The organism is Acidovorax carolinensis (assembly GCF_002157145.1).
Classification (GTDB): domain Bacteria; phylum Pseudomonadota; class Gammaproteobacteria; order Burkholderiales; family Burkholderiaceae_C; genus Acidovorax; species Acidovorax carolinensis.
Map to the genome: position 1 here is coordinate 2,698,427 of NZ_CP021361.1, position 15,485 is coordinate 2,713,911.

Sequence of the window (15,485 nt, forward strand, 5' to 3'; positions counted from 1 at the left end):
CGGCCAGCCCTGTACCACGCCACCACCCCACCGCCGAGGTGCGGCAGCAGACGGCCAAACACGGCTCACACCCCGAATTTCTGTCGCGCCTTGCGGGCCAGGTCGTTGGTATAGGTGCGCTGCAGGCTGGCCCGCGCACCCGCCATGTCCGGATAGGCCTGGGAAAGCGCCCGCAAGGCCGTCGCCGGGCCGTCCTCGGGCATAAGTCCGTTGGGCGAAAACGTTTCGCGCACCCGGCTGAACGCGGCCAGATAGACGGACCTGTCACCCAGCAGGAAGCTGGCAGGCACCGCCTTGACCAAATCGGCGGGTGCGGCTGTCTGCAGCCACTTGAGCGCATGCACAATGGCATTGGCCAGCGCTTGCGCCACCAGCGGCTCCTTTTGCAGAAAGGCCTGGGGGGCATACAGGCAACTGGCGGGCATGGCACCGCCAAACACCTCCTGCGCGGCGTTGAGCGTGCGCAGATCGCTGACAAGGCGCACCTCACCCCTGTGCTCAAGCAGCGCCATGATCGGATCGGCATGGCACAACGCATGAATGTGGCCCGAGCGCAGTGCCGCCAAGGCGCTGGCGCCGGTACCAACGCCCACAAAAGACACCTCGCGCGCATCCACGCCCGCACGCGCCAGCAGCACCGTCGCCATCACCTCGGTGGACGAGCCCAGGGCCGACACACCAATGCGCCGCCCCCGCAGATCGGCCGGCCCGCGGTAGCGCGGCAGCGCCCGTACCGACACGCCCAGCGCCTGCTGCGGCGCCCGCCCTTGCAGCACGAAGGCGCGGTAATCCTGGCCCCGGCTTTGCTGGCGCAGGGTGTGTTCATAGGCCCCCGAGCAGACCTGGGCCACGCCGTCATGCACCGCCCGCAACGCCATGGCGCCACCAGCGAAATCCCGCACGGCAACATCCAGCCCCTCGGCCTGGAAAAAACCCAGCCGGTCTGCAATCGTCAGAGGCAGGTGGTAGAGCACGGCCTGCCCGCCCACTGCAATGGTGATGCGCCCTGCTGCGGCGCCTGGCGCCTGCGCCCACGATGCCGGCGCGCACGCAGCCACTGCCGACAAGGCGGACAGGGCACCAAAGGCACGGCGGCTGACAGAAGGAACAGGCATGGAAATAAGAAAGCGACAGACATTGCTGCATTGCAACAATCGTGCCGCAGCGTCTGTACCGACGCATCAGGGTCATCCCCTGAGGATTTCTACGTATTGCCGTGCAGGCCACAGCCTGCACGCTTCACCGGTAGCCGATGAAGAAAATGGCGACGTTCACCAGGAAAGCCGCGCCCCACACCGCGCTGCGGGCCTTGGGCATGTCCGAGACATACATCATGATGTAGAAAATGCGCAGCATGATGAACAGGAAGGCGAGGATGTCGAGCAAGGTCTGCCCGGCCCCCAACTGGTGCGCAACGATGACTGCGCCCATAAAGAAGGGCAACGCCTCGAAACTGTTGGCCTGCGCTGCGTTGGCGCGGGCGTGCCAGTCGGACTGGCGGGCCATCCAGGCACGCGGGTCGTGGTTGTCATAGCCGCCCTCGCGGCGCGGCTTGCCAAAGCCGCCACTCTTGGCCAGCCCGGCACACACCAGGGGCAGCAGCACGGCCATGAACACGCACCAGTAGGCCACCGTGAAACGCGCCACATGCAAGGAATTCATTTTCACCCTCAAACGGTTCTAGCGCAGCACCGACAAGCGCTTTTCGCTATTAATTCGGGAGTATTCTAGCGGCGGCGAACTACCTGCGGTCTACCAGCGCATGCGCGATGGTGCCCAGGTCCACATATTCGAGCTCGCTGCCCACGGGCACGCCCCGCGCCAGCCGCGTCACATGCAGGCCCCGGCTCTTGAGCGCCTCGCTGATCACATGGGCCGTGGCCTCACCCTCGGCATTGAAATTGGTCGCCAGGATCACCTCCTGCACCACGCCGTTGGTGGCACGCTCCATGAGCTTTTGCAGGCCGATTTCCTTGGGGCCGATGCCGTCGAGCGGGCTGAGCCGCCCCATCAGCACAAAGTACAAGCCCTTGAAAGCGCCCGTGCGTTCCAGCGCCGACTGGTCTGCGGGCGTCTCCACCACGCACAACCGCGTGGCATCGCGCTCCGGGTCCAGGCAGGTGCTGCAGACTTCGGCCTCGGTGAAGGTGTGGCACAGCGTGCAATGGTGCACCGACCCCACGGCCTCCTCCAGCGCCCGCGAAAGCGCCAGCGCGCCCGGTCGGTCATGCTGCAGCAAATGAAACGCCATGCGCTGCGCCGACTTCACCCCCACCCCCGGCAGCCGGCGCAGGGCCTGGATCAAGACTTCAAGGGAGTTGGTGGAGGACATGGGGTGACGGGCGATCCGAGACTTGGAGTTGGCGGTATATGGAACGAGGCTTCGACAAGCTCAGCCCGAAAGGCAGTGGGGGGCAGGGCTCCGCTTGAATTCCTCCCCCACTCCGCCCTCACGGGCGTAGCGAGCGGGCGTCAGGCTAGGCGCGGGTGGCGGGAAACCGGAGCGACCTTCCTGGTCGTGAGGATCTCCCGACGGGCCCCGCAACGACGCATCACGCCCGCGCAGTAGCCAATATCAGAACGGGAATTTCATGCCGCCGGGGAGGCCTGGCATCCCCTGCGTCAGCTTGCCCATCTTCTCCTGCGAAGTCTCTTCCGCCTTGCGCACCGCGGCATTGAACGCCGCCGCCACCAGGTCTTCCAGCATGTCCTTGTCTTCGGCCAGCAGGCTCGGGTCGATGGTGATGCGCTTGACATCGTGCTTGCAGGTCATCAGCACCTTGACCAGGCCAGCGCCCGATTCACCTTCCACCTCGATGAAAGCCAGTTCGTCCTGGGCCTTTTTCAGGTTGTCCTGCATGGCCTGGGCTTGCTTCATGAGGCCGGCGAGTTGTCCCTTGTTGAACATGGTGTGGTTTCCTTTTCGTTTCTGTGGAATGGTTGTGGTTGTCGGTCATGCAGGCTTGATGCTGCCCGGCACGATTTTCGCGCCGAAGTCGCGCATCAGCGACTGCACATAGGGGTCGTTCATCACGATGTCTTCGGCCACGCGCTGGCGCTCGGCGGCGGCAGCGGCATTGCGGCGGGCGGGGCTGTCAATCACCACGCCCAGTTCCACGCTGATCTGGCTGGCATGGCCCGCAGCCTCCAGTGCGGCGCGCAGGCGCTCACGGGCCTGCGGCTGGTTGAGCGATTCGCGCTCCACGCGCAGCAGCCAGTGCCCCGCATCGCGCGCCACCAGCTGGGACTGCAAGGCCAGCTCGCGCACCAGGGCGGTAATGGCCTCGGCCGCCACGAGCTGCTGCACGGTGCCGTGCCACACATCGCCTTCTTCGGTGGGGGTGTAGCGGGCCGAGGCCGGCACCGGCGTGGAATGCGCATGGGGTTGCAGGCGCGCGCCGGGCTCTGGCGCCATGCGCACCGGTATTGCTACAAATTCAGGAGCTGATTGCGCATGCTGCAATGGGGCTGCAGGCTCTTTTTGCTCAAACCCATTGCCGCCGCGCACGGGCAAGGCGATGGCAGTGGGCATGGCTGCCGCCGCCGCTGGAGCTTGCGGGGATTGCACAACAGGTTGCGCGACAGGCTCCGCTATCGAATAAGTAGCTGATTGCGCTTGCAGAACAGGCGCTAGCGCCTTGTTTTGTTCATAAACTGGTTGCGTGGGCCCCTCTTGCGGCTGCGCCTGCGGCGGGCTTGGCGCGACGGGTGCGACACCTGCCGCAGCGGCGCGGGGCCCCGGTTCAGCCGCGCCGGGAGGCGCTTCAGGCCGCGTCAGAGTTTTTTTTTCAGCCGGGTCGACTGGGGGCTTGAAGGCCAGCAGACGCAGCAGCACCATGGTCAGCGCCGCGTATTCGTCCGGCGCCAGGCCCAGTTCGCCCCGCCCGTGCAGGCACAGGCTGTAGAGCAGCTGGGTTTCGTCGGCGGGCATCAGCGCGGCCAGGCGGGCGGTCTCAAAGGCCTCGGGGTCGTCGGCATCCACGGCGCCCGCCATCTGCGGCACGGCCTGGAACACGGCCATGCGCTGCAGCACGGCGCTCATCTCTTCGAGCGTGGAGGCGGCAGACAGGCCATTGAGGCGCAGCGTGTCCGAGGTTTCCACCACGGTCTTGCCGTCGCCCTGGGCCAGCGCATCAATCAGCCGGAACACGTACGAGCGGTCCACCGCGCCCAGCATCTGGCGCACGGCGGCCTCCTGCAACTGGCCGCTGCCAAAGGCAATGGCCTGGTCGGTAAGTGACAGCGCATCGCGCATCGAGCCCCGCGCCGCGCGCGACAGCAGCCGCAGCGCCTGGGGCTCTGCCAGCACATTCTCGGCGGCCAGCACCTGCGTGAGGTGCGAAAGCACCGTCTCGGGCGCCATGGGCCGCAGGTTGAATTGCAGGCAGCGGCTCAGCACCGTGACCGGCACCTTCTGCGGGTCGGTCGTGGCCAGCACGAACTTGAGGTATTCGGGAGGCTCTTCGAGCGTCTTGAGCATGGCGTTGAACGCCGTGTTCGTGAGCATGTGCACTTCGTCGATCATGAAGACCTTGAAGCGCCCCTGCACCGGCTTGTACACCGCCTGCTCCAGCAGGCTCTGCACCTCGTCCACGCCACGGTTCGAGGCGGCATCGAGCTCGGTGTAGTCGGGGAAACGGCCACTGTCGATGTCGGTGCACGCCGAGCACACGCCGCACGGCGTGGCGGTGATGCCGCCAGTGCCATCCGGCCCCTGGCAATTGAGCGACTTGGCCAGAATGCGCGACACCGTCGTCTTGCCCACGCCCCGCGTGCCCGTGAACAGGTAGGCATGGTGCAGGCGCTGTGTGTTGAGCGCATTGGTGAGGGCCTGCACCACATGCTCCTGCCCCACCATTTCGATGAAATTGCGGGGGCGGTACTTGCGGGCGAGCACGAGGTAGGACATGGGGGGTGATTCTAGAGCCCATGACTCCGTACTTCGAACCGGCACACCCTATGCCGGGGATGCCGAGCAAGGGCCGCCCCGCAGCGAGGGCATCGTCCCCCTTCCCGAATTGCGCAGCAATTCGAGAGAAGGGGGAAAGCGCGAAGCGCTACAGGGGGTAGAATCTCTCCCTGACGGGCCTCCCCGCATGGTGAAGCGGCCAAACGGGTCAGGTGGGGAACCAAGCAGCCCTAACTGTGGAGCCAGTGCCGGGGGTAAGGCTCGTCAACTTCTTTCGGATAATGCGACAGGCAGGGTAACGAAAACCCTGCAGCCACCAGACAATTTGACGAGGTGCCCGTGTTCGCAGAAAACTTCAATCCCCTCGCGGCCCTGGCCGCTGCCAGGTGCCCCCGTTGCCACGCCGTAGGCTTGGTCGAGATCGATGGCGAAGCACACGACAAGGCGCCTGAAGCCGACAAGCACCAGGCCAAATTCCACGTCAACCCAGGGCTCTACGCCCAGTGCCCAGCCTGCGGTCTGGTGGGCGAGTGGCCGGGGATGAGTGACCATTGACAACAGCGATGCGGCACATTCGCGTCCCCTTCCTGCCCATTTCGTCCGCTCTGTCGTTCTTCCTTGACGCTTCGGCAATGCTGCGCAGCACGCTGCTGGCGCTCTGTCTGGCCGCTTCTGCGGCCGTGGTGGGCGCCGCGCCCTGGCTGGTGGACGGGCGCCCCGCGCCGGTGGCGCACCAGGCCGTAAACATTCTGTCAGGGGCGGCCGCCGAGGGCCTGCAACCCGAGGACTACCACGCCGCAGCGCTGGCACAGGCCGTGGCCGACGCTGCCCATGGCCCCGCGCTGGACGCCGATGCCGCACTGCGACTCGAAGACGCGCTCACCACCAGCGTGCAGCGCTACCTGGGCGACCTACGATCGGGCCGGATCGACCCACGGCAGATCCACCAGAACTACACCGCGCCTGCGCTGCCGCACGCCGATGCCGCGACCGCCTTGCAGAATGCCCTGGCGGCCCCCTCACTGGCCGACGCCGTGCGCGCCACCGCGCCCCCGGTGCCGCTCTATGCCAGCCTGCGCAACGAACTGGCCCGCTACCGGGCCTTGGGCAACCCTGCCGCCTGGGACGCTCCCCTGCCACCACTGCCGGGCCGCAAGCTCGAACCCGGCCAGTCCTGGGCAGGCCTGGCACAGCTGACGCAGCGCCTGGTGGTGCTGGGCGACCTGCCCGCGGATGCACAGGCACCCGCCTTCTACGACGAAGCGTTGCAAAACGGCGTGAAGGCGTTCCAGGAGCGCCACGCCCTGGCCACCGATGGCGTGATTGGCAAGGGCACGCTGGATGCGCTGGCCGTGTCACCCGCAGCGCGGGCCCACCAGATCGAGCTGAGCATGGAGCGCCTGCGCTGGACACCCCTGCTGCGCGGCCCGCGCATGATCGTGGTCAACATCCCCGAATTCGTGCTGCGCGCCTACGAGGTGCAGGGCGGGCGGGTGTCGCTGCAGCTGGCCATGAAGGTAATCGTGGGCAAGGCCCTGGACACCCGCACACCGCTGTTTGACGAGGACATGCGCTTCATCGAATTCAGCCCCTACTGGAATATTCCGCCGTCGATTGCGCGCAGCGAAACCATTCCCCGGCTGCGGCGCGATCCCGGCTACTTGCAGCAGCAGGGCATGGAATTTGTGGGCGCCAACGGGCAGGTGCACACCACGCTGTCGGCCGAGCACCTGGATGCGGTGCTGCGCGGGCAGATGCGCATACGCCAGCGCCCCGGGCCAAAAAATGCGCTGGGCGACATCAAGTTCGTGTTTCCCAACAACAACAACATTTACCTGCACCACACGCCCGCACCGCTGCTGTTTCAGCGCGACCGGCGGGATTTCAGCCACGGTTGTATCCGCATCGAAGACCCCGTGGCGCTGGCCCAGTTCGTGTTGCGCAACGACCCGGCCTGGCCCGAGTCGCGTATCCGCGAGGCCATGGCCCGTGGCCAGTCGGCCACGCTGCCGCTGGCCGAGCCGCTGCCCGTGGTGATTGCCTACAGCACCGCCATCGTCAAGCAGGGCAAGCTGCATTTTTTTGCCGACCTGTACGGCCAGGACAAGCTGCTGGACCGGGCGCTGCGCCAGCAGTCCGAACAGCGCCGCCTGCGCGCCGGGCCGGGCCTGCCAGCCGCTGCACAATGACCGCACTGGTCTCCCCCATTTTTCGGAACATGCCATGACACAGCCTCTTGCCCGCCAGCAAACAGCCCGCCGCCGCTTTCTGGGCCAGGGCGGCCGCTGGCTGGTGACCGGCGCCCTGCTGCCGCTGGCGCAGCCCGCCCTGGCCAGCCTGCCCGGTGCGCGCAGCCTGTCGTTGGACCACACCCACACCAGCGAGCGCCTGGCCCTGGTCTATGCGCTGGGCGAGCAGTTTGTGCCCCAGGCGTTGAGCAGTCTCAACCATTTCCTGCGCGACCATTACAGCGGTGAGGCGGGCCTGATGGACCCGCGCCTGTTCCACCTGCTGCACCAGATCCGGCAGGAGTTGCGCGTGCAGCAGCCGTTCCAGGTCATTTCGGGCTACCGCAGTCCGGCGACCAACAACACCCTGCGCACCACACGCGGCGGCGGTGTGGCCAAGCACAGCCTGCACATGGACGGCAAGGCCATCGACGTGCGGCTGCCCGGCGTGCCGCTGGCCGACTTGCGCGATGCCGCACTGGCGCTGGGCATGGGTGGCGTGGGCTTTTACCCGCGCGAGCAGTTCGTTCATGTGGACACGGGCCCCGTGCGCCGGTGGTAGACCGACGCGCGTTTAGCCCGGCTCAGCACCCCTGTCTGCGCTGACAAATGGTGCGACAACGGTGATTGCGACGCTACATTTTCAATAGCTTCCAGCGCTTTACTAGCAAGCGTTAGCAGCCAAAAACCTCAAAACCCCCTGCCCCGCCCGCACGCCGCTGGCCAGGCTGGCCGTGAGCAGATAGCCGCCGGTCGGCGCTTCCCAGTCGAGCATCTCGCCCGCGCAGAACACGCCGGGCGCGGCGGTCGCCATGAGGTGCTCGTCCAGCGCCTCGAACGCCACGCCGCCCGCCGTGCTGATGGCCTCGTCGATGGGGCGGGTTGCCACCACGGTGATGGGCAAGGCCTTGATGGCATGGGCCAGGGCCACCGGGTCGTTCATGCCGTCCTTGCCCAGGTGTTCATACAGGATGCCTGCCTTGATGCCGTCCAGGCCCAGCCGGCTCTTGAGGTGGCTGGACAGCGACCGCGACCCACGCGGGTGGCGCACCTCCACCAGCACACGTTCGGGGCTGTGGTCGGGCAGCAGATCGAGGTGGAACGTGGCGTGGCCGTGGGCCTCGATCTCGTCGCGCAGCAGGTGCGAGGCGGCGTAGACCAGGCTGCCCTCCACCCCTGTGGCCGTGACCACAAACTCCCCCCGGCGGCTAAAAATTCGGCCCTGGCTGTCCGTGAAGCTGAGCGCCACGGTCTTGAACGGCTGGCCCGCAAAACGCTCGGCAAAATGCGGCGTCCAACCCACGGCCGGCGTGGGCGTGCGGCCGATCAGCTCTTGCAAAAAAACACGGCGCGTTTCGCCCACCGGCGCATCGGCGCGCAACACGTCAAAGCCACAGTTGGCCGGGCGCAGCGGCGCCACGGCCACGCCGCGCTGCGCCAGCAAGGGCACCCACGCACCATCCGACCCCAGGCGCGCCCAGCTGCCGCCGCCCAGCGCCAGCACCACCGCGCGGGCCGTAACCCGCACCTCGACCGCGGGCGCGGCAAAACGCAACGCACCATCATCAGCCCAGCCCAGCCAGCGGTGGCGCATATGGAACTGCACCCCCTGCGCGCGCAGGCGCTGCAGCCAGGCGCGCAGCAGGGGCGCCGCTTTCATGTCGGCCGGGAAAACGCGGCCCGAGGTGCCCACAAAAGTCTCCACCCCCAGCCCCTGCGCCCAGGCGCGCACCTCGGGCCCGCCAAAGGCCTGGATCAGCGGCTCGATCTGCGGCTGGCGCCCGGCGTAGCGGCTGGCAAAGGGCTCGTGCGGCTCGGAATGCGTGAGGTTGAGCCCCCCCTTGCCCGCCAGCAAGAACTTGCGCCCCACCGAAGGCATGGCGTCAAACAGATGAACTGTCCCCCCTGCCTGCGCCAGCACCTCGGCGGCCATCAGACCGGCGGGGCCGCCACCCACGATCACGGCATCGCAGTGCAGAGGATTGGCCGCAGCGGTTGCCGCTTGGGTGGGTGCATTCATGGGAAAAACCTTTGTATCCATCGAAAACGTTCAATTCAGAACAGGGATCCCTGGACGGAGCCCTGGGGTGCGCCACCGGCAGCGTCTGGGCCCGGGGCGGGGGCGAGAGTATGGCGCACTGCGCCGTTCCCCTGCCCCGAACCGGCCCCCAAGACGGGATCGTCGATGGCGGCGGCGGCTTCAGGCACACGCACCATGCGGCCGTCGCCCGTCAGGAACGCGGCCCACACTGGCTCTCCCGGCGCTTGCCCCATCACCGCCGCACGGTAGCGCTGCAATTGCGCCATCAAAGCGGGCTGGCGCTCGGGCTCGGCGGCGCTTTTGTAGTCGAGCACCCACCAGCCCGCGCGCTCGGGCGGCTGGTGGCAGTGCACCAGGCGGTCGATGCGCAGGCTCTGGCCCTGGTAGCGCAGCGGAGCTTCGTTGATGGTGGTGTCCACCACGGTGGCATCCCAGGCCCAGGCGCCCTCGCCCGCCAGGATGCGCTGCGCCGTCTGGGCGGCAATGCGCGCGGCGCCCACGGTGATGTCAAAGTCCTGAGCCAGCCGCGCCACGCGGGCCGCAGGCCAGCCCTGGGTGCGCAGGTCGGCCAGCGGGACACCCGCCACGCCGGCCTGCTCCAGCAACTGGTGCATGGCCTCGCCCAGGCGCGAAGCGGGGGTGGACAGCGATGCCTCCGGGTCGGCCGGATCGGTGCCCTCTTGCACCAGCCGGGGAATGGCGCGCAGTTCGGCAGGAAGCACAGGCAACTCGGCCAGGGTGAATTGGTCGTGCACGCTGTCCGTCGTCGCGGCAACCCCATCGGCGTCAACCTCGTCCAACACCTCCACATCCGCCAGCAAGGGCGCCAGCCGGTTCCACCAGCTTCCCGGTGCAGAAACACTGGGCAGCACGGACGACAACGCCAGGCAGTGTTTGGCGCGCGTCATGGCCACGTACAGCATGTTGAGTTCTTCGCGCTGGCGCGCCTGTTGCTCGACGGCCAGGGCGGCTTCGGCGCTGGGCGGCGGGCTGGATTCGCTGGCCAGAAAGACAAAACCTGCGGGCTCGGTCTTTTCGCCGGGCCAGTCCACCAACACGCCCATGGTCTCGGCCTTTTGCGGGCGGGTGTCGGTGTCGAGCAGCAGCACACAGCGCGCCTCCAGCCCCTTGGCGCCGTGCACGGTGAGCAGTCGCACCGCCTGCGCATCTACCCGGCCGGGCGCGCGCACGCCGCCCTTTTTCATGGCGCGCACAAAGGCATAGGGCGTGAGGTAGCGGCCACCGTCGTGCTGCAGCGCAGCCGAAAGCAACGCGCGCAGATTGGCCAGCACCGCCCTGCGCTGCGCAGCGGGCGCAGCGGCGGCAAAGCGGGCCAGCACATCGCCGTGCTGGTAGATGGCGTGCAGCGCGTCGTGCGGCGGCAAGGCGTCCACCCAGGACTTGTATTGGGTCAAATGGGCCGCCAGCGCTTTTAGTTCAAGCGGTAGCAGCTCACTTTTTTGAAGCAGATCAAACCAGCTACTGCCCGCATGTTCGGGCTGGCGGCGCAGCACGGCCAGCGCGACCAAGGCATCGTCACCCAGGCCGAACAACGGTGACTTGAGCGCACGCGCCAGCGAGAGGTCGTGCCCGGTGGACACCAGGGCATCGAGCAGCGCCACGATGTCCTGCACCTCGGGCGCGTCGAACAGGTCGGCCTTTTCGGGCTGCACGCACGGCAGGTGCAGCGCGCGCAAGGCCTCCTGCATGGCGGCGAGCCGGTCACGCTTGCGGGCCAGCACCAGCACTTCGTTCGGCGGCGTGCCCGCGGCGATCTGCGCCGCCACCCAGGCGGCGGCCTGCGTGCATTCGCGCATGCGCTGGGTTTCCTCGGGCTCGTGGCGCGGCTCGGTCAGGCTGTCGCGCCAGGCGAACGGGTCGGTGCCGCCGCCCCCGTCAGTATCCGGCGGCAGGATGGCGGGCAGGCGCAGCAACACGCCGGGGTCTGTGGATTCGGTGGTGTGGTCGCGGAACCCGCTGGTCTCGCCCTGCGCCAAGGCCGCGCCCATCACATGGTTCACGGCGGCGATCACGCCCGTCGCGTTGCGGCGCGTGTGGTCGCAGCTGAGCAGGTCGCCGCGCAGGCCGTCGCGCACAAAGGCCTGCGCGGCAATGAACACCTGCGGCTCGGCGCGGCGAAAGCGGTAGATGCTCTGCTTGGGGTCACCCACGATGAACACACTAGGTGCCGCAGCCCCGCCGCCCGATCCCGCGTAGCCCGAGAGCCAGGCGTGCAGCGCCTGCCATTGCAGCGGGTTGGTGTCCTGGAACTCGTCCACCAGCAGGTGGCGGATGCGCGCATCCAGCCGCTCCTGCACCCAGCCCGAGAGGATGGGGTCGGCCAGCATCACGAGCGCCGTGCGCTCCACATCGTTCATGTCCACCCAGCCATGCTGGTGCTTGACGGCGGCGAACTCTGCAATCAGGCAGCGCGCCAGGCGGGCCATGCGCTGCTGGTGCTGCCAGGCGTCGTGCTGGCGGCGGACGGTGAGCAGGCGCTGCAGCTCGGGTTCGGCCTCCTGCGCGGCGGGGAATTTTTCGAGGTTCTTGGAAAGCCGGTCTTCCTTGGCGACGAACATGGCCTTGCGCAGCAAATCCAGACGCTGGTTCAGGTCGCCGCAGGCCAGCGCATCGATGATGGCGTCGGCGGCCTTTTGCGGCGTCTTGTTGGCCTCGGCCCCCAGGGCCTTGGCGCGGTCCAGCCAGCGCTGATGGCAGACGTCGCCCTGCAACGCATCGGCGGGCTCGTTGAAAGCCGCCAGATCCGGGTACTGCACCTGGAATGGCGGCACCGACGCATCGACCACCCCCGCCACATCGGCCAGGTCAAACTCCACGCGCTTTGACAGCGCCGCCGCCAGCGCCTTGTGGGTCTGCGAGCGGCCATGGCGGGCCACCACGGCCTCGTAGTCGGAACGCAGGCTGGCGCTGGTGGCCACGGTCTGCAGGAACGGCCCCCACACCTCGCGCACGGCCTCGGCATCGTCTTCGAGCAGCTCGAAGTTGGCGGGCAAACCCTGCGCCTGCAGCAGCGCCAGCGGGGCCGTGCCGAGCAGCGCGGCAAACCAGCTGTGGAAGGTGCGGATCTGCACCGGGCGGCCGCTGGCCAGCATCTGGCGGTATAAATTTTGTAGCGCCTCGCGCTTATCCAGAGCGCGCTCGGGGCTGATTCCTCTTGCAACCAGCTCGCGGGTCAGGTCGCCCAGCGGTGCCTGTGCAAACGCTTCCAGCCATTCCTGCAGGCGCTGGCGCATTTCGCCGGCTGCCTTTTTGGTGAAGGTGATGGCCAGGATCTCGTGCGGCGCGGCGCCGTCGAGCAGGGCGCGCAACATGCGCGACACCAGCATCCAGGTCTTGCCCGCGCCTGCGCAGGCCTCTACCGCCACGCTGCGCGCGGGGTCGCAGGCGATGGCGTAAAAGGCTTCGCGCGAAACGGCGTGGCCGTTGTGTTCGTATGCAGCTTGTTCAGTCATTTCCCGGATCCAATTTTCCGGTCGCACTGCCGGCCCCCGCAGTGCCCCTGCGCTGCGATACCGACGCGCCTCCAGCGCGAGGGACGCCGCGCAAAGGCCGCCCCGCCGCGCTGGCGTCGTCCCCCCTCCCGGCGCAGCCGAGAGAGGGGGTGAAGCCGCGCAGCGGCTCAGGGGGGTGTGCGCTAGTCATTCCAGAAATCTTTTCGGCACAGGCCGCGCGCGGCGCAGTAGTCACACACAGCGCCCTCGCCCAGCGCGGGCATCGGTGCGCCTGCGGCAATACGGGCGAAGTCGTGCTGGATGCCTTCGACCAGCAGGTCGCGCAGGTGCACCACTTCGTCCTGTTCGTGCATCTGCGTCTCGCCGCGTTCACCCACATTCACGTAGGCGGCGCGCAGCGTGTCGTGGCTCAGCAAGGCGGCATAGAACGCAAGCTGGGTATCTTCGGCACCGGCGCCGATTCGCTTGCGCGTGACGGTGTCGTTCTCGGTCTTGTAGTCGATGACCAGTGGTGTGGGCTCGCCGGTGGACGAAACGGCATCGATGCGGTCGATGGTGCCCACCAGTTGCAGGGCGCCCAGCGGCTGGCTGGTCTGCACCTCGGCCTGGCGAAAGTGGCCACCGGCCTGCTCATGCTGCGCAAGCCAGCGCAGGTAGCCGTCGCGCACCTGCGGCCAGCCTGCAGCAAACGGCAGAAAGTCGCCCTCGCCCAGGCCCTGCTCCAGCGTGACGGCCTGCGCGGCGCTGTCCATGCTGTCCACGCGGGTGGCTGCGTCGTCCGTCGGGTGGGCCAGCAGCGCCTCATGAAAGTGCTGCAGCACCGCGTGCAGCCAGTTGCCAAAGTCGCGCTTGTCCACTTCAGCCGCCAGTTCGTCGGCCTCTTGCAGACCCAGCTGGCGCAGTGCAAAAAAGCGGTAAGGGCAGTGCCGCAGATCGGAGTACGCGGTGGATGACAGGCGCACCACTGGCAGCGCGCTGCCATCGGGCAAGGGCCGCTCCGTGGGGTGGGCCGCCACGGAGCGCTGGCTGCGGTCGTCCGCCCCCTGCGTGGCCATGCCATCGAGGTGCAGCGCTTGCACCAGCGCACTGGCCAGCAAGGGCTCGCCGCCTTCGTCGCCCGTGCGCCACAACACATCCACTGCCGGTGTCTGCAGCGCGTGTTGCCAGGCGGCGCTCTGGGCTAGTTCCAGCGATTCGCGCGTGGGCAGGCCCCAGGCCTGGCGTTGCGCCTGGGTCCAGTCGCCCACGGGTTCGGGCGAGGGCTGCAGGCGCTTTTCATCGCAACCGGGCAATACCAGCGCGGCAAACGGGCGGGCCAGTAACTGGGGCATGGGCAACACGACCACGGGCGCATCGCCCATCTGGGTGGGCACGTAACGCGCGGCTTCGAGCACCTCGTTGGCCCAGCGGGTGAACTCGGCCAGGGCCATGCGGCGGCCGGCGCTGGCCCAGCCCTCCAGCTCGGCCTCCTGGCCTGCCTGCAGGCGCAGGGCCGTCAGCACGCGGGCACCGGCAGGGTCTTCTTCCAGCGCGGCCCACTGGCCGCTGCCCACCAGCAATTCACGCAATGCCTGCAGCCACTGCGCCAACGGGCGCGGCGCGCGCAGGGCTTCGCGCCAGTCCTGCACCTGGGCCACACAGGCCGCCAGCGCGGGCTTGTCCGACCAGTCGCGCGCTGCCGCGCCCGACCAGGTGGCCACCTGGGCCTTGCGCAATGCTCGCTCCAGGGTGTTGAGCGCCACGGGCTCGATGGCCGGTGCGTGCTTGAGCCAGTCCAGCCCCTCATCGGCAGAGGCGTTCCAGGCGCTGGCCTTGAGGGCTGACATCAGTTGAGCGGCAGCCCGGGTGGTGGAAAGCGTCCAGCCGTTTTCATCGCGCACCGCCACACCACAGCTGGTCAGATGCGCGCCGATGCGACGCGTGAGGGCACGGTCGTTGGCCGCCAGTGCCACCGGGGTGCGGCCGGCCACCACGTGGGCCAGCACACAGGCGGCGGCGCGCTGGGCTTCATCCTCCGCATCCTGCGCGGCGTGCAGGGCAATGGGGCCTCGAGCGTGGGCATCCATTGACGCAGGCGGCAACGCCAGGGCCAGCGCCTTGTCGCCCCAATGGACCTGCAGGGCCTGCGCCAGCGGCTCCACCTGAAAGCCTTGCAGCACCACCAGAGCGTCCACCGACTGGCGCACGCCGGGCTCGAACAGCACATCCGTGGCATGGCGCGAGGCCAGCACCCATTCGAGCGCAATGCGGGCCACCACGGCTTCAAAGCGCAGGGTGGAGCCTTCATCGGGCTCGGGCATCAGGCTGCGCGCCTGAAGGCCCCAGGCCTCACGCTGCACCGGGGCGATGGCCGCCACAGCCACCGCCAACTGGGCGGCAGCCTCTTGCAAAGGCACTGCCAGCACGTCGCGTTGCGCAGCCAGGCCAGCACGATCGAGCAAGGTGCGCGCAGTGAGCGTGTCGCGCGCCACATCCCCGGCCAGGTCATCGCCCTGCGGCACAAAGGCCGCCAGCTGGCGGGCCCAGTTGCGCGTGGTTTCGAATCGGGGGGCGAATCCGTCAGCATGGTGCAAGGCCCAGTAGCGCTGCGCCCAGGGCATGAGCTGCGCATAGGGCACCAGTACCACGGTGCGCGCAGGATGGGCCCGCAGCCCCTGCATGTGCGCCTCTACCCGGGCGAGCACCTGCTGCCAAAGGGCCGCGCACTGATCGCTTTTCGCTATGACTGTCATAGCGTCATAAGACCCGGCCACACCGGTGAACGTGGGATTGGTTTCTGTCACAATGCCCTGACTTTAAACGTACACCGGTCCCAACCCGCTCAAAATCAAGGA

General features: G+C 67.9%; 11 protein-coding genes and 1 other RNA gene. 4 read left to right on the plus strand and 8 right to left on the minus strand.

Going from position 1 to position 15,485, the window contains the following annotated elements:
* Positions 1-65: 65 nt before the first annotated feature.
* The 5 genes from CBP34_RS12655 to dnaX all read right to left on the minus strand — a co-directional run bounded on the left by CBP34_RS12655 (position 66) and on the right by dnaX (position 4,909).
* Positions 66-1,115: an ABC transporter substrate-binding protein gene (locus tag CBP34_RS12655; protein ID WP_094098244.1), complete on the minus strand. Its 1,050-nt coding sequence runs from the start codon at positions 1,113-1,115 to the stop codon at positions 66-68.
* Positions 1,116-1,239: 124 nt separating this feature from the next.
* Entirely contained in the window at positions 1,240-1,662 is a 423-nt protein-coding gene (locus CBP34_RS12660; RefSeq protein WP_086912789.1) for an MAPEG family protein, read from the minus strand.
* A gap of 79 nt (positions 1,663-1,741) precedes the next feature.
* A complete protein-coding gene (gene recR, locus CBP34_RS12665; protein ID WP_094098245.1) occupies positions 1,742-2,332 on the minus strand; it encodes a recombination mediator RecR in 591 nt (196 codons plus the stop codon).
* Positions 2,333-2,575: 243 nt separating this feature from the next.
* A complete protein-coding gene (locus CBP34_RS12670) occupies positions 2,576-2,908 on the minus strand; it encodes a YbaB/EbfC family nucleoid-associated protein (protein ID WP_024814689.1) in 333 nt (110 codons plus the stop codon).
* A 45-nt stretch (positions 2,909-2,953) separates the two neighbouring features.
* Positions 2,954-4,909, minus strand: coding sequence for a DNA polymerase III subunit gamma/tau (dnaX, locus tag CBP34_RS12675; RefSeq protein WP_094098246.1), 1,956 nt, complete (start codon positions 4,907-4,909; stop codon positions 2,954-2,956).
* A 172-nt stretch (positions 4,910-5,081) separates the two neighbouring features.
* Here dnaX and ffs point away from each other — a divergent pair.
* From ffs to mepK, 4 genes are all read left to right on the plus strand, one after another.
* An RNA gene (gene ffs / locus CBP34_RS12680) (signal recognition particle sRNA small type) lies at positions 5,082-5,178 on the plus strand.
* Positions 5,179-5,248: 70 nt separating this feature from the next.
* Complete coding sequence (locus CBP34_RS12685; protein ID WP_157896470.1) at positions 5,249-5,464, plus strand: hypothetical protein; 216 nt, start codon at positions 5,249-5,251, stop codon at positions 5,462-5,464.
* A gap of 8 nt (positions 5,465-5,472) precedes the next feature.
* A complete protein-coding gene (locus tag CBP34_RS12690) occupies positions 5,473-7,098 on the plus strand; it encodes a L,D-transpeptidase family protein (RefSeq protein ID WP_236748417.1) in 1,626 nt (541 codons plus the stop codon).
* Positions 7,099-7,132: 34 nt separating this feature from the next.
* Positions 7,133-7,699 carry a peptidoglycan L,D-endopeptidase MepK gene (gene mepK, locus CBP34_RS12695; protein WP_094098249.1) on the plus strand — a complete coding sequence of 189 codons (567 nt, stop codon included), beginning with the start codon at positions 7,133-7,135 and terminating at the stop codon, positions 7,697-7,699.
* Positions 7,700-7,801: 102 nt separating this feature from the next.
* Here mepK and CBP34_RS12700 read toward each other — a convergent pair whose 3' ends face one another.
* From CBP34_RS12700 to CBP34_RS12710, 3 genes are all read right to left on the minus strand, one after another.
* Positions 7,802-9,157 (minus strand): TIGR03862 family flavoprotein, encoded by a 1,356-nt coding sequence (locus tag CBP34_RS12700; protein WP_094098250.1) that lies wholly within the window; start codon positions 9,155-9,157, stop codon positions 7,802-7,804.
* A gap of 35 nt (positions 9,158-9,192) precedes the next feature.
* The gene (locus CBP34_RS12705) at positions 9,193-12,651 is read right to left on the minus strand and encodes a UvrD-helicase domain-containing protein (RefSeq protein ID WP_094098251.1); all 3,459 of its coding nucleotides are present in this window, start codon (positions 12,649-12,651) and stop codon (positions 9,193-9,195) included.
* 182 nt (positions 12,652-12,833) lie between these two features.
* Positions 12,834-15,383, minus strand: a complete 2,550-nt coding sequence (locus tag CBP34_RS12710) for a PD-(D/E)XK nuclease family protein (RefSeq protein ID WP_094098252.1) — start codon at positions 15,381-15,383, stop codon at positions 12,834-12,836.
* Between the last annotated feature and the right edge of the window lie 102 nt (positions 15,384-15,485).